Genomic DNA, 20,016 nt, shown 5'->3' on the forward strand with positions numbered 1-20,016 from the left:
TTTATATTGCGTTAACACCTTACCAGCGCATTTTCCCTGTCAGGAAACTGGTATCAGAGGCCGCTATAGTCTTAGCTTTAAAGGTAAAGGAGGAATTTCAACAGATTCCGAAAGGCTTGGATAGCAGTCTGTCGGATGTTCTTCTTTTCAAGAGAGCATTTCAGGGAAGTGTTTAGGGAAAAGTACCGATGCCCATCAACTGTGACATCGTCAAGGAAGAAGATTTACCAGCCAACAAGCAGCTGCGTGAGTCAAAGTCACTCATTCAGAAGACCATGCAATTGCTGCAGAAATCCACATCTGCCATTTCCCGGTACGGTATAAACCCGGAGCAGGCCGATCGCATTCTTGCTGAATCCGAATGGCCTGATGAAAGTCAGCAGGTCATCAAAGAAGAATATGCCAAGTTGAAGGCTGACCTTAAAGGACCTGAAGCCAAGAAGAAACCACGCCGCAAGCCTCGCTCAGGCATGCTTGGCAAAAGGATGATCTAACAGGAGTTGGTGAAATGAGCCTGGGCCCGATAAACCCTTCAACAGGACAACCTCTTCCCGTCTCAGGCGGAGCTTCCGTCGATGGTATCAAGAGCCAGGGTGAAGGCGGTCTTGGGGCCTACGATCCACAAACCGCCCTGATGATTGTCAATATCAAGCGTCATAACCTGATACACGGTAACCTCCAGTCCCAGATTGGTGCGTTCCAGCAAATGAACGCCAAAATGGAAAAGCTGGGACAATTGCAAGCTTCTCTATCCGAAGCCAGCCTGCAGACACCCGAATTCACAGAAACCACCTGGTCCAGCTCCAAAGCTGATAATGGTGACCATAAGATTGATCTGGGTGACGGCTATAAAATAACCGTAAAGGATAACGATAACGCCACCTGGATTCTTGAAGATGCAGACGGCAATCAGACCAAAATCTGGGGTGACCCCCATATCAACTATGGTAACGACAGCAGCAAGCGCGATGCAGACTTCAAAGGCACCATTTCCTTAATGCTGGATAATGGTACCAAAATCACCATTGATACCATCCCCGCTGCTGAAGCAGGCCGTCCGGATCTGGGCGATCAGACCTTTTCAGAAAAGCTGACAATCACCCAGGCTAACCAAGTCATGGTTGTTGATAACATCATGTCCGGTGCCGGTACACCAACGATAACAGGTCCAAGTCTGGAAAATGCTCGCCAGATTGATGACCAGACCAACGATGGTGTTATTCTACGAGAAGGCGATAAAGGTGTTGGTCATTTTGTAGATGTCACAGGTCAGAAAGTCACCGGATATTTTGCCCAGACCACCGTTATAAATGAGCACAAAGACCAGCATGACGAGCCAGTAGTCAGCGTGGACATGCTGGATTTTGCCCGCAGCGTAGGAATTGACACAACATTTACCGACCCTTCTACCGGCCAGAAAGTTGAATCAGACGGTTTCATGACGAAGGAGCAGATCAAGATTTTCAAGGAACGGGTCAAAGGCAAGCAGGAATCATTCGGTAATGTGACCCAGCTTCAGACTGTTAAAATCCAGTCCTGGTTTAACAAACTGAATCAGTCTATTGAAATGGCCTCGAACGTCGAGTCCAAGAGCCACAACAGCAAGAACACCCTCATTGGTAACCTGAGATAACGTCATGAGCAAGAAAGAAAACACCGACGAGTTCGATCTCCAGGCACAGGTTGATGCCACTAACAAACTGCTCGCGGAAGCTCAGAGTGCGTTCGCCCGTCAAGCCAAACTGCAGCAACAACTTGGTTTAAATCCTGCTGCTGCCGAGGTTTATGAAGAAAAGCTGCAACCCAGTGAAGTTGCCATGCAGCAGGCACTCTCTCTTGCAGCCTCTCAGGGTGGCAAACCTGAAAAGAAAGGCAAGCGCAAGCGTAACAGTGGACTGCTTAAAGCAGTTACCCGTCAGGGGCGGATTTAACGACTCCAAGCCACTACAACACTTGCCCTGCCCCCATAGCTTCACAGACAATATTCCGTCTCACCGTAGCGGAATATCCCAGTGCTTACAGTCCACCACTCCAATCAGCTGGATGTCCTCAAAGACCTGCTTGTCAGCCTGATTCAACGTGATCCGATTCAGGATCCCTTCACCGATGAACAGATTCTGGTACAGAGCCCCGGCATGGCCCAATGGCTGCGCCTGGAGTTGGCAAAATCACTGGGTATTGCTGCAGGTACTGCATTTCCGCTTCCAGCCAGTTTTATCTGGGAAATGTTTAAACGTACCCTGCCCGGCGTGCCCGCACGTTCGGCATTTACCAAAGATTCCATGACTTGGAAGCTGGTCACGCTATTGCCAACCCTGCTTGATCAGGAGGCTTTTGCGCCATTACGCCATTACCTTGAAGATGACCCGGATGGTATCCGCTGCTACCAGCTGGCTGGCAAGATAGCTGACACCTACGACCAATATCTGGTTTACCGTCCTGACTGGGTTCTGGACTGGGAAGCCGGAGACGACAGAACGGATATAACAGCCGACCAGCCCTGGCAACCCATACTCTGGCGCGCACTGGTCAAACATACGGCTGATTTAGGACAGTCTCACTGGCACCGGGCCAACCTGTACGAACAGTTCACTCAACAGCTACAAAAGAAGACAGCAACAGGCGTGCTGCCAAAACGGCTGTTTGTATTTGGTATTTCCGCGCTCCCGCCCAACTATGTCGAAGCATTAAAAGCTCTGGGGGAACATATTGAAGTTCACCTGATGATTACCAACCCCTGTCGTTATTACTGGGGCGATATCAAGGATCCAAAATACCTGGCCCGACTCGATGCACGTCTTTTGCCGTCCAGCCAGAAAACATCAGCCGCTGGTGAAGCTGGTAACCCGTTACTAGCATCAATGGGCAAGTTGGGACGTGATTATCTTCACCAGCTTTATGAACTGCCCGCCGGAGAAATTGACGCTTTTGTTGATATTGACCGGGATAATCTGCTGGCCAATATTCAGGCAGATATTTTAAATCTGGAAGATAACACCGAAGTTTCATCCCCTTTTACCATCAAGGATAATGACCACTCACTTTCACTACACAGCTGTCACAGCCCGATGCGTGAAGTGGAAGTATTGCATGATCACCTGCTGGGGCTGCTGGAGCAAAACCCTGCCCTGACACCTAAAGATATTGTGGTGATGATGCCTGATGTCGACAGCTACAGCCCCTGTGTTCAGGCCGTTTTCGGTAGTGCTCCGGAGCAGCGGTTTATTCCATTTTCAGTATCCGATCTGAGCACCACCACCGAACATCCGGTACTGGAAGGATTACTGCACCTGTTATCCCTCAATACCAGCCGTGCCAGTGCTCCAGAGCTGCTTGAGCTATTGGAAATCCCGGCCATTCTTGACCGTTTTGGACTGACAAGCGGTGACTTTGAGCTACTGCGAGAATGGGTTCCAAGCGCAGGTATTCGCTGGGGCTTGAATGAAGACCACCAGACAAGCTGTGACTTGCCAGCCCGAAACAGTAATACATGGGCATTTGGCCTACGTCGTATGCTACTGGGCTATGCTATGCCGGAAGCCGCCGGACTGTATCAGGATATCTATCCCTTTGAAGCTTCACAGGGAATGGCCGCCGAGCGGATTGGTCGGCTCGCAAGCTTTATTGAACAGATAGAATACTTGTCGGAAACACTGGAACAACCACGGTCTGCACCAGACTGGATTTTGTACATTAACCAGTTACTGGAAAGTTTCTTTACACCAGAAGCACATGAATATCCACTGGATCGAGTACGGCGCCACCTGGAAGAACTGAAACAACAGCTGGAAGATGCCGGTTATACCGATACCCTGCCGCTGCCGGTTTTATTTGATTATCTGAATGAACGACTCAGTAATGAACGAGGCAGTCAGCGTTTTCTGGCAGGACAGGTCAACTTTTGCACCCTGATGCCCATGCGTTCGATTCCTTTCAAGATAGTTTGCCTGCTGGGAATGAATGATGGCGCTTATCCCCGCAGTCTGCCGCCTACCGGTTTTGACCTGATTGCCCGACACACACAGCGGGGTGACCGCTCTCGCAGGGATGATGACCGCTACCTATTCCTCGAGGCTCTGCTGTCTGCCCGACAGCAGCTTTATATCAGCTATGTTGGCCGTAGCATCCGTGATGACTCCGAGCGCACACCTTCGGTTCTGGTAACAGAGCTACTGGATTACTGCTGCCGCTCTTGCACGCTGGAAAGCGATATCGATGCCAGTGACAAGCAGATTTCAGCCAAACTGCTCCAACAGCATACACTGCAGCCCTTTAGCCCCGAGTGTTTTAAACCGGATCATCAAAGTTATGCTGCCGAATGGCTACCTGCTGCTATCAGTCAGAATGCGGAGTCGACTGAATATACAACAGAGTTTTTGAATCAGGAGCTCCCTGCAGCCGAGGTTGTCAAAGAACTGGAGCTCAGTGAACTACTTCGCTTTTACCGCAACCCCTGCAAATACTTTTTCAACCGCCGGCTGAAAGTCTGGTTTGAAGCGGAAGATGAAACGCTGGAAGAACAGGAGCCCTTTAATCTGGACGGTTTACAGAGGTACCAGATTCTGGGAGGTTTACTTGAAAGCCAGCTTAAACACGGTAACACCGACGGTTATGAAGCGGCCCTTCAGGCTTCAGGACAGCTGCCCCACGGCCATTTTGGCGACATCCTGCTGGATGACCAGAAAGAAACCATCACCGAGATGTCAAAGGAGCTTCTGCCAGCAATACAGAACCCCGTTGACGATATAGAAGTCGATTTAGAGTTACAGACTAAACAAGGCTCTGTCCGTCTTACCGGATGGCTACGGGGCTGCTATGAATCAGGTTTGGTGCGCTACCGTACAGCCCAAATCAAGGGCACAGATATTTTGCGTGCCGGTATCGAGCATCTGGCCTGCTGTGCCAGTGGTCACGACCACAAAACCCTACTGGCAGGCACAGAAGATCAGATGATATTTCATCCGGTACCACCAGATGATGCCATTAAACACCTACAGTTGCTTGCTGAATACTATCAGTCAGGGCTTGATCAACCACTGCCGTTTTTCCCCTTAACTATCTGGGCCTGGTTAAAATCCGGTGAGGATGAAGAGACTGCTCACAAAGCATTTTATGACACCTGGAACAAACGGGGGGAATCACTTGATCCATACATTGCCCGTGTCTATCCGGTACTGGAAAGCGATGTTTATTCTCGAATGAAAAATCTCGCCGAAAAACTGATGAAGCCCGTAACACAGCTGACCAGTGACAATAAGTCAGGAGAGGCAGCATGAGCACACCTAAGGAAAATTCTGCTCCTGAGATTCAGGCTTTTCCGCTTAAGCCACTCAGCTTTCCCTTACACGGCCGCCGCCTGATTGAAGCCAGCGCCGGTACTGGTAAAACCTTTACCATTGCCAGCCTCTACCTCCGACTGGTACTGGGACATGGATCATTAGTTGATGGCCTGCCGACAGCCTATCCGGAGCCACTTTCCGTCGACAAAATTCTGGTTGTAACCTTTACCGAAACTGCAACAGCAGAGCTGAGGGAACGGATAAGAGCTCGCCTGCATGAAGCCCGACTGGCATTTTTGCGGGGAAAAAGCGACGACAGTATTATCCAGGAACTGCTGGATTCACTTGATCAGCATCCGGAACGGGCAAGGCTACTGCTGGCTGCCGAGCGTCAGATGGATGAAGCCAGTATCTTTACTATCCACGGTTTCTGCCAACGAATGCTGCGCCAACATGCCTTTGAGAGTGGCACCCTGTTTACCAGTGAGCTGGTGACCGACGAATCAGAGTTACTGCAACAAGCTGCAGCCGATTTCTGGCGTAAATACCTTTACCCTCTGCCTCGCCCTCTGACCGAGCTGGTGCTCGAAATATGGAGTTCTCCGGAAGAATTACTGCGTAGCATCCGCAGCTGGCTCGGTTTGACGGGGTTGGACACTACCGTTGAAGGTCTGCCCGAATCTCTGGATGATTTCCGGGAAAAGCACCTGAAGCCCGTTGAGGAGCTGAAACAACTCTGGTTAAAAGATCAGGATAATATTGAGAAAGCTATCCAGGATGCAGGGCTGCGAGCCAAGTGCAAACCAATTACACGCTTGGAATTAATGCGTGAGTTTGTTAAAAGCGATGATATCAGCCTGTATCTGGGAGGTACCAAAAGCAAGCCGGAAAGCTGGGAGATATACAGCACTCAAAGTTTGCAAAAGGCTCTGAAAAAGAATGCCACACTTCCCGAGCACCCGATATTCAGCAAAATCGACAGCTATTCGCAGCAGCCATTATCACTGAAGAAAGCGTTTTCGGCATTCTTGCAGCATCAAGCTTTATACTTTGTACGACAGTGCCTTGCACAGGCAAAAGATCAGCGGCGTCTTATCTCTTTCGATGACCTGCTGTCAAAACTCGATAAGGCACTGCAACAGCCCAATGGTGAACTACTAGGGCGCAAAATCAGGGAACAGTTTCCTGTTGCCATGATTGATGAGTTTCAGGATACCGACCCTCAGCAGTACAATATTTTCAGTCATATTTATCCTGCTTCTGACAACTCAGAAAACAATAGTACCGATAGTCTCCTGACCGGGCTGTTTATGATCGGAGACCCCAAGCAGGCCATTTATGCTTTCCGTGGTGCAGATATCTTCACCTATATGAAGGCTCGCCACGAAGTGGACGCTCACTACACTCTGAGTACCAACTGGCGTTCATCTTCAAATATGGTGAACGCAGTCAACCATCTGTTTACCACTGCAGCCTCCCCCTTTATTTACGACAGCGACATACCATTTCTGACAGTGGATTCGGCACCCGGAGCCGACACCAAATATCTCGCACTGGATGACCAACCTCTCCCCGCCATGCAGTTCTGGCTGCAGCCATCCGAAATTGCTGTCGGCAAAGGTGAATATGAAGACACCATGGCACTGGCGACAGCCAATGAAATAAACCGGCTGTTAACCGCTGCAGATCAGGGTCATTGTCATGTTTCAGCGGGTGGTCAGTCCAAGCCACTACTGGCAGGTGATATCGCAGTACTGGTTCGCACCGGGGCGCAGGGTAAAAAGGTACGAGATGCCCTTGCAGACCAGGGCATTGCCAGTGTTTATCTGAGTAACAGTGACTCGGTATTTGCAACACAAGAGGCTGTTGACCTGCAGCGTATTCTTGCAGCCTGCCTGACACCAACCAGTGAGCGAGCCCTGCGTGCGGCATTGGCCACACCACTGCTGGATGAATCAGCCTATTCACTGGATCAGTTGAACAGCAACGAACGTGCCTGGGAGCAAGCGGTAGAAGAATTCAGTCACTACAACGAGGTTTGGAACAAGCGGGGCGTACTACCCATGCTTCGGACAGTTATGGCCCGGCGCAAGATTGCAGAGCGCCTGCTACCTCAGCCGTTTGGTGATCGTCGTCTGACAGATTTGCTGCATCTAGGTGAATTACTGGCTACTGCATCTGCCGGCCTCGATAGCCATCATGCACTACTACGCTGGTTGCAGGAACACACCAGCGAACCCAACACCAATGCCGAAGAACAACAACTGCATCTGGAAAGCGACAGAAATCTGGTGCAGATCATTACTATCCACAAGTCCAAAGGGCTTGAATTCAATGCCGTTTTTCTGCCGTTTGCCTGCACCTGGCGCCAGAGCAAGGAAGCCCTGTTCCATGATGATACAGGCCAGCCAGTACTGGACCTGACAGCTTCCTCTACCGCTGTCAGTAAAGCTGACCGGGAACGTCTGGCGGAAGACCTGAGACTGCTCTACGTGGCACTGACTCGCCCGGTTCATACCTGTTACGTGGGTATTGCCCCGGTGAAAGGTGGCCCGGGCAAAAAAGGCCCCAAAACAGATCTGCCACTCAGTGCTTTTGGCTGGCTATTAAATGGTGGTCAGGAAATTAAAGCTCCGGGGCTGACTGAAAAAATGGGAACACTAAGTGAGCACCCGGCAATTACCTGCACCAGACCTCCGCTGCACTCAGCGGCCCCTTACCAACAGCCAGCTTCACCTGAACAGGAATTGCAGGCCAAAAGCTTTACCGGGCGGATTCAACGGGACTGGTGGGTTACCAGCTATTCAGCCCTGAGCCGCAGCGCTCATAGCGCCGGCAACCCGGACGCCAGCCTTGAAATTGCCAGACTGGATACCGAGGTGAGTCAGGAAACAGCAGCCACCGCTGCCGATGAGAAGACAATTTTCTCATTCCCGCGCGGCGCTGCACCCGGAACATTCCTGCACAGTTTATTCGAGCGGTTGGATGGTCAGGAAGGCCGCCCGGATTTCACTTCCGCACACGAACCAGCATTATCACCCTTTGTTCAGGATCAGCTGACTAGCAGCGGTATCAGTGAGGAATGGACAGAGGTGCTGGTACAACTGCTGCATGATGTACTGGATGCACCGCTGGATGATCAGGAGCTCAGTCTTCGCAAGCTTTCATCCAAAGACTGCAAAGTTGAAATGAGCTTTTTTCTGCCGCTTGGTAAGTTATCTGCACCTGATCTGAACCGCACAATTCAGGCTGAAGATCCGTTATCTGCATGTTGTGGAGCACTTGATTTCAGACAGGTGCAGGGAATGCTGAAAGGTTTTATTGATTTAACCTTTGTCCATAACGGACGCTGGTATGTTCTCGATTACAAGTCAAACCATCTGGGTGATGCCATTGAAAGTTATCACCCTGCAGCACTTGAGCAGGCTATGTGCGACCACCGCTATGATCTGCAATACCAGATTTACAGCCTGGCACTGCACCGGCTACTGCAAAGCCGGTTACCGGATTATGACTATGAAAAACACTTCGGCGGTGTCTACTACCTGTTCCTCCGGGGCATGAAAGCCGGTGACAGCAACAAGCCCGGTGTCTTTTATCATCGGCCGGCCATAACCCTGATAGAAAAACTGGATCTGTTGTTTAAAGGCAACCCGGACGATTAACCGGACTACCAGGAAGCTAAAGAATGCTTAACCAACTTGCTACTCTGGCCCGGCAAAATCAGCTGCGCCCAATTGATTACCAGTTTGCCCGGTTTATTCATTCACTGGATCCGGATCCTGTACTGACACTGTGCAGTGCACTGGTCAGTTATGAACTGGGAAGGGGCAATGTCTGCTTGCCTTTGGCCCCTGAATCACAAAAGAATCTGTTCGGTCTGGCCAGTGAACAAAGCAGTGTATTACTGGATATGGCCGGAACGGTTCAGTGGGAAGCTCATCTTGAGTCCAGGCCTCCGGTTGGCTCATCAACAGAGAAAGGTAAGCCTTTCATACTGGATCAGGGACATCTGTATCTGAACCGGTACTGGCGCTATGAGAAAAAAGTGGCTGACATTATCAACCAGCCAGCCGAGGCACCTGATGATCTCGATTCAATCAGGAAAACACTGGATCGGTTATTTGCCCGAAACTATGAGTTTATCTTTTCAAAGCTAGCAGGCGTGGCAACTGACCAGTGGCAACCATTTTTAGTCAACAGCCTTGATATCGAACAACCTGATCCGGTTGACTGGTCACAGGTTGAAAAAATCTGCTCGAAGGCAAAAAAGGGGACCGATCTGGAGGCTTTGGAAAAGCTGATACCACATCAGTATTGCCTGAACTGGCAGAAAGTAGCGGCTGCAGTTGCTGCCAGCCGTCCATTCTCGGTAATCAGCGGTGGCCCCGGTACCGGCAAAACCACGACTGTAACCCGACTGCTGGCGCTTTTGGTTGAAACTGGTATAAACCGGCAGAAATGCCCCGATATTCGTCTTGTTGCACCCACCGGCAAGGCTGCTGCCCGCCTGACAGAATCTATTGGCCAGGCACGCTCACAGCTGAACTGCGATGACAGCATCAAGCAGGCTATTCCCGCACAAGCCAGTACGATTCATCGTTTGCTTGGCGTACTTCCGGGTAAACCGGGTTTTCGTCATAACCGGGATAACCAGCTTCATCTGGACATTCTGGTTGTGGATGAAGCATCCATGATTGATTTGCCATTGATGGCTCGTCTACTGGACGCTCTTCCTGACAAGGCCCGACTGATTTTGTTGGGAGACCGTGATCAACTGGCCTCGGTTGAGGCCGGCAGTGTACTGGGTGATATCTGCGGTTTTGCCGATGAGGGCTATAGTCAGGGGCAAACGGCACAGTTGGAGCAACTGACCGGCTTTAATCTGCAACAATATTCAAAGTCATCCGGTGCTCCGGTTCGGGACAGCTTGTGCCTGCTGCGAAAAAGCTATCGCTTTGATGCCCGTTCAGGTATCGGTCAACTGGCGCGTGCCGTTAATCAGGGACAAACCCGCCTGTGTAACAGTGACGCTGTCAGCACCTATGAAGATGTTCGTATTCATAGCCTGAGCTCGGATAATTATCAAAAACTGTTAAAGCTGGCTGTTAACGGTTACCAGGCTTATCTGGAAGCAATAACCAAAGGTGTGAAAGAGAGGGAGATACTTAAAGCATTTAACGGCTTTCGTCTTCTATGCGCCTTGCGTGAAGGGCCTTTCGGTGTTGACGGATTAAATCAGGCTGTACTGAAATCTCTGAGAAAAGCACAACTACTTCCATCTGATGCCGGTCAGGACAGCAACTGGTATATCGGAAGGCCGGTAATGATCACCCGAAATGATCACGGCGCAGGGCTTTATAATGGTGATATTGGTATTACCCTCCCCGACGATGAGGGTCGGCTTCGGGTTATCTTTGAAATGCCGGACGGTCAGATTCGCAGCTTTCTGCCCAGCCGACTGCCGGAACACAATACCGTCTTCGCCATGACAGTGCATAAGAGCCAGGGCTCTGAATTCAACCACACAGTTATGATACTGCCTGACAAAATGAATCCGGTTCTAACCCGGGAACTGGTTTATACCGGCATTACCCGCGCTCGGGAACAACTTGATATTTATACTCGAGAAGAAGTTATGGCTCAGGCCGTACGCCAGAAAACCCAGCGTTTTTCAGGCCTGCCACATAAAATTCGGGCTATGGAAACTTGAGTCAAAGAACAGGCCTTTCTGACTTAAAGCAAGGCCTGTTCTTAATATAAACCCGCACTGTATCAGGGGATTCAAGCAGGCTCTGCCACCATTTCAGGCAGTTTCCAGTCAATCGGAGTAATTCCGTGTTGCTGCAGATACTGGTTGGTTTTTGAAAACGGCTTGCTACCGAAAAAGCCCCTGTAGGCCGAGAGCGGTGAAGGGTGCGGCGCTTTCAGCACTAGATGGCGGCTGGTATCGACTACTGCGGCCTTGCGCTGGGCATAACTGCCCCAGAGAATAAATACCAGATTTTCACGGTGTTCGTTCAGTTCGGCTATTACCCGGTCCGTAAACTGTTCCCAGCCCTGCCCCTGGTGTGATGCAGCTTGTTTATGCTCCACCGTTAAAACGCTGTTCAGTAGCAGCACACCCTGCTCGGCCCAGTGCTGCAAAAAGCCATGCTGAACCGGCGGAATACCCAGATCTTCCTGCATTTCCTTATACATATTAACCAGAGACGGTGGCGGCTGGATTCCTGGCTGTACTGAAAAGCAGAGGCCGTGCGCCTGACCGGGGCCATGGTATGGATCCTGACCAAGAATAACGACTTTCACCTGTTCAAACGGGGTCAGATCCAGTGCCCGAAAGTATTCACTACCCTTGGGATAAACTGTCTTTCCAGCCTGTTTCTGCTGCAGCAGAAACTGCTTCAGGTGCAGCATATGATCCTTGTTGAATTCATCTGCCAGCACCTGTTTCCAGGAAGGCTCCAGCCGTATCTCTGTCATGGTTATTTGTCCCTGATTCAGAATGTGCAGCGTACCGGACGCATTTTCTTGTCGGCCAACAGGCCACTGGCCTTCACCGCTCCACCACCATGCTTACTGCGCTCTTCCAGCACCAGAAAGCCCTGTTCGCAACGGGCAACTTGGTCAGCAGGACGGGAAGACAGTTTCTGCTCGGTACCCGGTGTCGCTGCCAGCATATTGAACTCGGCCAGATAGATGGCATCGTCTTCTGCAGAGTGACGTAGATAGCCTTTCATATCCAGCATCAGCACAGTGATTACAACAGCGGCGACGACCGCCAGAATCATCTGTTGGGCATGTCCGAGTTTCATAATATCCCCTTCTCAATGTTCTGCCATCTGTCTGTCACCTCCATAGCGACAGCAGGCGGCTATTAACATAACTGATAATTGCAGCTATTCATTGGCAGTTATAAATCGGCGCCTATGATAACGCCTGACAGGGGAAACATGAAAAAAGATCGGGGAAGGTCATCGTACAAGCCGGGTTTTATTTCGCTATAGCTAATTAAACCCGGCTCTCAATACAAACGGCGAGAAAGGTCTGAACTTAGCTTCTACCATCCATCGGCAGGCGCAGCATGCATTGCATCTGGCGTTTCAGCATCGCCATGATAACAGTGTCATCCAGATCGTCAGGGTCCTGCAGCAGCCCTTCATATTCAACCCGGTTAATCACGGCAAACAACAGTTTGGCATCAATATCCGGTTGGTCAGAACCCATACGGGAGAAGAAGGCTTTCAGGTCATTCATCAAAAATTCGTGATGACCAAATGCAATCGATCTCAGGTTATCGTTGCGCAGACATTCAAGGTGGAAAGCCTGTTCGGCCAGCAGGTGGTCACGCTGGTTACGCAGCTGATGCATCACATAATGAACCGCCAGCTCTGCCATCCGGTCAGCAAATTTACGGCGTGCATTTTCATCTTCACTCAATTCTGCCAGCGCTGCCTGCATATGCTGGCGCGACTCTTCCCAGAAAATTCGGTATTTATCAGCCCCCATTTCAACAAACAGGGTAAACATGTCAGTGATCAGGTCAGAAATATCTTTGAAGTAGTAGGTCGTTGCAGACAACGGCACTTCAGCTTCCTTGGCCACGGCACGGTGTCGTACGCCTCGAACACCGTCACGAACAACAATTCTCAGAGCTGCCTCAAGGATATTCCGGCGTCTCTGCTCACTACCGGCACGACTGGTTTTTCGCCCCTGATAGTGAAGTTTGTGATTTGCTGCACTTGCAGAATTTTTTGTACCCGCTGCGGTTGGAGAGCTCATTGTTGCTTCCATAGGGAGTGCCTTATTTGCCAATTCACAGTGACCGGCATTACACCGGAGAATTGTTCAGCTTTGTCAGCAAGCATCAGAAACCTGTCGTTCTGTTGCAGCCAACATCGCACCATAGTTTGAAGCTCGGTTTAAAGCTCGAACCAGCTTAGCCTGTTTCCACCATCCTGCCAGTGAGACAAAACATTCTACCCGGCAGTCTGTGAAAACCCGCACCAAAACTATAGACGACAATAACTTAATAAAAGGAGAGACCTACCCGCTATTTAGCAACAACTGGTTCGCTATAACTCTCGTTGTAGCCAGAGTTGCTGTAACGGGGCCCCTGCCTGTATGAAGGTGGGATCAGCATGATGCACTACAGCCACCCTGCCGTAATAAGACAGGGTAGCTGCAGGCTGCTTACAGATTAAAGCACTGTGTTGCTGTTAAGCTTCTTCAGTCTTTTCTGTATGGCTGTGTTCCGGACGCATGTGCGGGAACAGGATAACGTCACGAATGGACGCAGAGTCGGTAAACAGCATGGCCAGACGATCGATACCAATACCTTCGCCCGCTGTCGGCGGCAGGCCGTATTCCAGCGCACGAATGTAATCAGCATCGTAATGCATGGCTTCGTCGTCACCGGCTTCCATTTCAGCCACTTGCTGGCGGAAGCGTTCAGCCTGGTCTTCAGAGTCATTCAACTCGGAGAAACCATTGGCAATTTCGCGACCACCAACAAAGAACTCAAACCGATCCGTTACAAACGGATTATCATCACTGCGGCGAGCCAGCGGTGATACTTCCGTCGGGTATTCTGTGATAAAGGTCGGCTGGATCAGGCGTGTTTCGACCGTTTCTTCGAAGATTTCGATCTGAATCTTGCCCAGTCCCCAGATATCCTTGACAGTAATACCCAGCCCCTCTGCAACCTTCGTGGCGGACTCGATGTTGTCGATATCAGACGCCTTGAGTTCAGGGTTGAAGTGCAGTATAGACTCGAATACGGACATCCGCGCAAACGGCTTGCCGAATTCAAAGGTATGCCCCTGACATTCAACATCAGTGCTGCCGGTCAGGTCTACCGCCAGCTTGCGCAGCATATCTTCGGTCAGATCCATCAGGTCACGGTAGTCAGCATAACCCCAGTAGAATTCCAGCATGGTGAATTCCGGGTTGTGACGAGTGGACAGGCCTTCGTTACGGAAGTTGCGGTTTATTTCGAACACTTTCTCGAAACCACCGACAACCAGACGCTTCAGGTACAGCTCCGGGGCGATACGCAGATACATATCGATATCCAGGCTGTTGTGGTGGGTAATAAACGGACGTGCAGTCGCACCACCCGGAATCACCTGCAGCATCGGTGTTTCAGCTTCCATAAAGCCACGGTCACTCAGGTAACGGCGAATACCGTCAACCAGACGGGAGCGAATCTGGAAGGTCTTGCGCGCTTCCTGGTTCATGATCAGGTCGACATAACGCTGACGATAGCGCATTTCCATGTCGGTCAGACCCTTGTGCTTTTCCGGCAGCGGACGCAGTGCCTTGGTCAGCAGCTGGAAGCGCTCCATGTCGACGAACAGGTCGCCTTTACCGGAGCGCTGCAGGGTGCCTTCAACACCGACGATGTCACCCAGATCCAGGGTTTTAATCTCTTTCAGAACATCCTTATCCAGCACCTTGCGGTTCACATACAGCTGGATACGGCCACTCATGTCCTGCATTTCCATGAACGCGCCACGGTTCAGCATGATACGACCGGCTACGCTGACACGGATACCGGCTTCGGCCAGTTCTTCCTTAGTGGAATCCTTATGAGCCTGCTGCAGATCATCAGCCAGGTTTTCACGACGAAAATCATTGGGGTAAGCGTTACGCTTTTCCTTGATAGCAGCCAGCTTTTCACGGCGCTGGGCAATCAGGCGGTTTTCATCCTGCTGTTGTTCTTCAACAACCGGGGTGTCGTTACTCATATCAGTTTGTTCCAAAAGGGAGTGATCTAAGAGATCACCTGAAATGTCATTGTATGTGGAGACTTTTCAGATGACCTCTAAAGGACTTCAGAGCGAATGACCCGCGACGGGGCCATTCGGTTCAATCAGTTCGGAGCGGAATTACAGCCCCTGTTTCAGACTGGCTTCAATAAATTTATCCAGATCGCCATCCAGTACTGCATTACAGTTACTGGTTTCCACGTTGGTACGCAGATCCTTGATACGGGAAGCATCCAGTACATAGGAGCGAATCTGGCTGCCCCAGCCGATATCGGACTTGGAATCTTCAAGCGCCTGCTTCTCGGAGTTGCGCTTCATCATTTCCAGCTCATACAACTTGGCTTTCAGCTGCTGCATGGCCTTGTCCTTGTTCTGGTGCTGGGAACGCTGGTTCTGACACTGCACCACAATACCACTTGGCTCGTGGGTAATCCGGATCGCAGAATCGGTGGTGTTAACGTGCTGACCACCGGCGCCACTGGAGCGGTAAGTATCAATCCGCAGGTCGGACGGGTTGATTTCCACATCAAAGTTATCATCCACTTCCGGTGATACAAACACGGAAGAGAATGAGGTGTGACGACGGTTACCGGAGTCGAACGGAGATTTACGCACGAGACGGTGAACACCGGTTTCAGTCCGCAACCAGCCGAAGGCATACTCACCGGTAAACTGTACAGTTGCGGATTTAATACCCGCCACTTCACCGGCAGAAACTTCGATCAGTTCACACTTAAAGCCTTTCTTCTCACCCCAGCGCAGGTACATACGCAACAGGATGTTGGCCCAGTCCTGTGCTTCAGTACCACCGGAGCCAGCCTGAATATCCAGGTAAGCGCTGTTCGGGTCCATTTCACCGGAGAACATGCGGCGGAATTCCAGTTCACCCAGTTTTTCTTCCAGATGACCCAGTTCGGTTTCGACTTCTTCCACGCCGTCGCTGTCGCCTTCTTCAACTGCCATTTCCAGCAGCTCTTCAGCATCTACAGCGCCCTGCTCCAGTTCATCAATCGTCCGGACAATACCTTCCAGCAGCACCCGTTCACGACCCAGAGCCTGAGCATTTTCCGGGTCATTCCAGACGGCAGGATCTTCCAGTTCCCGTTCAACTTCTACCAGTCGCTCACTCTTGTGAGCGTAGTCAAAGATACCCCCTAAGCACGTCAGTACGCGCCTTGATATCCTTGATATTCTGTACGATCAGATTTGTTTCAAGCATGACTTCAACTATCGTCCGGATAATAGCCTGAACACCCCGCCACAACCCGTGAGTTCGAAAGAAATCACTGCGACCGGTACACCAGGATGAGCAAAAATCAGATTAGCCGGTAATCATATCGCATCCGGGTATTTCAAGGGAATAGAGAGAGCAATAGGTATCAGTCCATCAGGGCACCGTGTTTACCCTTGCCGAATTGCGCCTTACTTGATCTACATCATAAGCCTTTGTTACGTCCGCCATAGAATAGTCACCAGATTTCACACAAAACAACACACAAGCAGAAGAACCCCAGACTATGAAAAAGCTCTCTCTTGCTATCCTCGCAGCTACTGCCGTTATGGCTTCCGGTGCTCAGGCTTACCAGACTGGCGATTTTGTTGTGCGTGGTGGTGTTACTCAGGTTTCCCCGAATGTGGACAGTGGTCTGCTGAAGCAGAACAATCAGAAAGTCGCTAACGCCAAAGTTGACGTTGACAGTGACACTCAGTTGAGTCTGTCCCTGACCTACATGCTGACTGATAACCTGGGTGTAGAAGTTCTGGCAGCCACACCTTTCAAGCACAACCTGAAAGGTAAAGGTGCTCTGTCTGGTCTGGGCAACTTTGCAACTGTCAAGCACCTGCCGCCAACTGTCACCCTGCAGTACTACCCGATGGACAGCAATGCAGCATTCCAGCCTTATGTCGGTCTGGGTCTGAACTACACCGTATTCTTCAGTGAAAAGTTCAAGGGTGCTGGCAAAACTTCAAACTTCAAGAGCCTGGATCTCGAAAGCTCTCTGGGTCTGGCTGGCCAGGTAGGCTTTGACTATGAAGTTGCTGAAAACTTCAGCGTTAACGCTTCTGCTCGTTACATCGACATCAACACCACAGCGAAGTTTAAAAACGCTGCCGGTACCAAGTTCAAGATTGATGTTGAACTGGATCCGTGGGTTTACACCCTGGGTGTAGCTTACAAGTTCTAATCGAAAAGATTGGGGCCCAAAAAACGGGGTGCATATTCTGCACCCCGTTTTTTATTTCCGTATAAGATACTTACTCAGACTTTTCTGACTCCACCGCCTTTTCAATCAAAACCGGCTCGTCAATTTCCTTTGCAATCTCTTCAGCTATTCCCTCAGCAACATCACCAGTTTCCAGTTCTGCACTTTCCAGAATACTCTTCGGCAGTTCTTTCTTGACCCGCACCCCGAGATCAGTAAAGCGATTAGCCTGTGCTATCAGATTACCGCGGCCACGTGTCAGGCCATTCATGGCTTTATCGTAAGTAGCGTTAGCGGTATGCAGCTGCTTGCCCAGTTTCTCCATATCTTCAACAAAGATACGTAGCTTGTCGTATACCTTGCCGGCTCGGTCAGCCAGATCACGGGAATAACGATTCTGTCGTTCATGACGCCAGATATTTTCGATCGTACGCAAGGTCGCCAGCAGCGTGGTTGGAGTTACTACGATAATGTTCTGTTCAAACGCATCACTGAACAGTTTTTCATCATGCTGGAAAGCCGCAACAAACGCCGCTTCAATCGGCATAAACATCAGCACAAAGTCCAGAGAACGCAGCCCTTCGAGCTGGCTGTAATCTTTCTCGCTCAATGACTTGATATGGTTGCGCACAGCATCGACATGGGATTTCAGCGCAACCTGCTGCTCTTCTTCGGATTCAGCTGCCGCATAGGCATCATAGGCCACCAGCGATACTTTAGAGTCGACAACAACATCCTTTCCTTCCGGCAGGTGAATAACAACATCCGGCCGCAGACGACGTCCATCTTCTGAAGTAAAGCTACCCTGGGTGACATACTCTTCACCCTTGCGCAGTCCGGAACGTTCCAGCACCCGCTCCAGAATCATTTCACCCCAGTTACCCTGAGCTTTCTTGTCACCCTTGAGCGCCCGGGTCAGGTTAGCCGCTTCTTCATTGATTTTCTGGTTCAGGGAATGCAGCTGCTTGACCTGTGTACGCAGTGATTCACGGTCTTTCATGTCATTGACATGATGCTCATCAATCTTGCGCTGAAAGTCACCTAACTGAGTCTTCAACGGATTCAGCAGCTGATTCAACCCTTCCTTGTTTTGCTCGGTGAACTTACGGCTTTTGTCTTCCAGAATACTCTGCGCCAGATTCTGGAATTCCTGCTTCAGCTGTACCTTGCTTTCTTCCAGCAGCACCAGTTTTTCCTGAGCATTCTGTCGTTCTTTGGTCAGCAGCGTGTCCAGTTTTTCTTTCTCTGACAGCAGTGATGATTTTTCGTCCTGCAGTTTGGTTAACAGCTGCTCCAGCTCCTTCACCCGTTGCTGTCGACCTTCATCATTACCTTTCAGGGATTCCAGCTCGGCCCGAGCCGCCGACAGCATATTGCCCTGCTGCGCCATAGCCCGCTGGCTGTTTTCCACTTTGACTTGCATGTCTTCCAGCTGCTGTCGCGTCAGCTGCAGCTGCTCTTTCTCATGCTCTGCAACCGCCTGCAGGCTTTCCATACGACGCAGGGATTCTTCCTGCAGGTTATAACGATCCTGCAGCGCTTTAAGCTCTCCCCCTCTGCTGGTCACTTGTCGCATGGCTTCAGCCTCAAGTGCCCTCGCTTTCTGCTGCTCTGCATCCAGCAAGCTTATCTGCTTTCCCATTTGAACTCTGGCAATCAAATAACCCAATGCCAGAGCAATCACTGCCACAATGGCCTGTAATATCATGCTCTCAGTCATGCTAATTCCGGTCTAACATATTGATTAATAATGAATGAGTATCAGCCTACCGATTTAACACCGGAGCATCCAGTGACAATGACTAAAGAAGGAGACAGGGAATGATGATATTCAGATGATCTGTCGAAGCTTTACTTTTACCGTAACGTTCAGAGGCTCTTTTTCTGAAATATATGCCTCCGGATTATGCAGAATTTCAAGACCGAAACCTTCCGGATCAAGCTCATACCCTTCCTGCATCATGACATTATAAATAGCGTCCCAAAGCGCAATATAAGCCGTCTCACTGGCAATCTTCACATCGCAGCAGAGAAAGCGTCCGCCGGCAAAAGTCGTTACAGCAGCCCCGCCATGATTTGCCATATACCCGATAACAGCCTGCTGATAATCATACCCTTTACCCAGATCATCAGCCTGAGTCACGATACCAAGGGGACGCTGAGAGTAGTGCAACATCTTTTTTTGGTTGGCAGTAATATAATCTGGCCAGAACTGCTTCACCCCGTCACTGACCAGATGGAATTCATCAAGATCTTCAACCCGAAAATTAATTCGTGCTGCGATTTCTGCCTCCATACATCGTACCGGTTCATTTTCCGGATGCCCCAGCTTTAACAGCAGGTTTTCTACCTCCCCACCTCGTTTCATGGATGCGGATCTTATGTCTTTGGCCGTCATGCCAGTATCCCGCTTCAAGGCTTTGGCCAGCGACTGGGATGACGAAAAGCCACAAGACAGTGCGATTTCCGTTACTGTTTTATCGGGTGCTTCCAGCAGATATGAAATAGCCGTCTGCAGTCGTAAACGCCTGACGTACTGCCCCGGGGTTTCCCTGAAAACCAGCCGGAACATGCGATGAAAATGAAACGGCGAAACGCCGCATTTTTCAGCCACCTCATTCCATGATGGTGCAGGCATATCAGGCAGTGTTTCCCTGATGTAAAGAAATGCCGTCTCCATACGCTTGCGCCAGAGCGGCGCAAGCGTAGACATCAGATGTTCTTCCGGAATCAGGCTGTCAGGTTCAGGTGGGCTAACCATGT

14 protein-coding genes are annotated in these 20,016 nt (G+C 50.4%); 7 read left to right on the plus strand and 7 right to left on the minus strand.

Features of this window, described 5'->3' with window-relative positions; genetic code table 11:
* Window positions 1–188 precede the first annotated feature (188 nt).
* The 6 genes from ACYZZ0_RS17900 to recD all read left to right on the plus strand — a co-directional run bounded on the left by ACYZZ0_RS17900 (window position 189) and on the right by recD (window position 10,992).
* Complete coding sequence (locus ACYZZ0_RS17900) at window positions 189–494, plus strand: hypothetical protein (RefSeq protein ID WP_461538013.1); 306 nt, start codon at window positions 189–191, stop codon at window positions 492–494.
* A gap of 14 nt (window positions 495–508) precedes the next feature.
* Entirely contained in the window at window positions 509–1,633 is a 1,125-nt protein-coding gene (locus ACYZZ0_RS17905; RefSeq protein ID WP_461538014.1) for a DUF1521 domain-containing protein, read from the plus strand.
* 4 nt (window positions 1,634–1,637) lie between these two features.
* Entirely contained in the window at window positions 1,638–1,931 is a 294-nt protein-coding gene (locus ACYZZ0_RS17910; RefSeq protein ID WP_461538015.1) for a hypothetical protein, read from the plus strand.
* A gap of 81 nt (window positions 1,932–2,012) precedes the next feature.
* Window positions 2,013–5,276 carry an exodeoxyribonuclease V subunit gamma gene (recC, locus tag ACYZZ0_RS17915; RefSeq protein WP_461538016.1) on the plus strand — a complete coding sequence of 1,088 codons (3,264 nt, stop codon included), beginning with the start codon at window positions 2,013–2,015 and terminating at the stop codon, window positions 5,274–5,276.
* The gene (gene recB / locus ACYZZ0_RS17920; RefSeq protein WP_461538017.1) at window positions 5,273–8,944 is read left to right on the plus strand and encodes an exodeoxyribonuclease V subunit beta; all 3,672 of its coding nucleotides are present in this window, start codon (window positions 5,273–5,275) and stop codon (window positions 8,942–8,944) included. The genes recC and recB overlap by 4 nt, the downstream gene beginning before the upstream one ends.
* A gap of 23 nt (window positions 8,945–8,967) precedes the next feature.
* On the plus strand, window positions 8,968–10,992 hold the full coding sequence (recD, locus tag ACYZZ0_RS17925; RefSeq protein ID WP_461538018.1) for an exodeoxyribonuclease V subunit alpha: 2,025 nt from the start codon (window positions 8,968–8,970) through the stop codon (window positions 10,990–10,992).
* Between the two features lie 71 nt (window positions 10,993–11,063).
* Here recD and ung read toward each other — a convergent pair whose 3' ends face one another.
* The 5 genes from ung to prfB form a co-directional block, all read right to left on the minus strand.
* Entirely contained in the window at window positions 11,064–11,762 is a 699-nt protein-coding gene (gene ung / locus ACYZZ0_RS17930; protein WP_461538019.1) for a uracil-DNA glycosylase, read from the minus strand.
* A 17-nt stretch (window positions 11,763–11,779) separates the two neighbouring features.
* On the minus strand, window positions 11,780–12,094 hold the full coding sequence (locus ACYZZ0_RS17935; protein ID WP_461538020.1) for a hypothetical protein: 315 nt from the start codon (window positions 12,092–12,094) through the stop codon (window positions 11,780–11,782).
* Window positions 12,095–12,332: 238 nt separating this feature from the next.
* A complete protein-coding gene (locus ACYZZ0_RS17940; RefSeq protein ID WP_461538021.1) occupies window positions 12,333–13,061 on the minus strand; it encodes a TetR/AcrR family transcriptional regulator in 729 nt (242 codons plus the stop codon).
* A 437-nt stretch (window positions 13,062–13,498) separates the two neighbouring features.
* Window positions 13,499–15,028, minus strand: coding sequence for a lysine--tRNA ligase (lysS, locus tag ACYZZ0_RS17945; RefSeq protein WP_461538022.1), 1,530 nt, complete (start codon window positions 15,026–15,028; stop codon window positions 13,499–13,501).
* Between the two features lie 141 nt (window positions 15,029–15,169).
* Window positions 15,170–16,268 (minus strand): peptide chain release factor 2 gene (gene prfB / locus ACYZZ0_RS17950; RefSeq protein ID WP_461538023.1). Its coding sequence is split into 2 segments (ribosomal slippage): window positions 15,170–16,192 and window positions 16,194–16,268, totalling 1,098 coding nucleotides; the frame shifts between segments, so codons are not numbered across the junction.
* Between the two features lie 298 nt (window positions 16,269–16,566).
* Here prfB and ACYZZ0_RS17955 point away from each other — a divergent pair.
* Window positions 16,567–17,235 (plus strand): OmpW/AlkL family protein, encoded by a 669-nt coding sequence (locus ACYZZ0_RS17955; protein WP_461538024.1) that lies wholly within the window; start codon window positions 16,567–16,569, stop codon window positions 17,233–17,235.
* Window positions 17,236–17,305: 70 nt separating this feature from the next.
* Here the strand turns inward: ACYZZ0_RS17955 and ACYZZ0_RS17960 are convergent, their stop codons facing one another.
* Together ACYZZ0_RS17960 and ACYZZ0_RS17965 are read right to left on the minus strand one after the other, a co-directional pair.
* On the minus strand, window positions 17,306–18,973 hold the full coding sequence (locus ACYZZ0_RS17960) for a DNA recombination protein RmuC (protein ID WP_461538025.1): 1,668 nt from the start codon (window positions 18,971–18,973) through the stop codon (window positions 17,306–17,308).
* A 111-nt stretch (window positions 18,974–19,084) separates the two neighbouring features.
* Window positions 19,085–20,014 (minus strand): helix-turn-helix domain-containing protein, encoded by a 930-nt coding sequence (locus ACYZZ0_RS17965; RefSeq protein ID WP_461538026.1) that lies wholly within the window; start codon window positions 20,012–20,014, stop codon window positions 19,085–19,087.
* Between the last annotated feature and the right edge of the window lie 2 nt (window positions 20,015–20,016).

Origin of the sequence: Spongorhabdus nitratireducens, from assembly GCA_947387575.1 — a bacterium.
Classification (GTDB): Bacteria; Pseudomonadota; Gammaproteobacteria; order Pseudomonadales; family Endozoicomonadaceae; genus CANDOC01.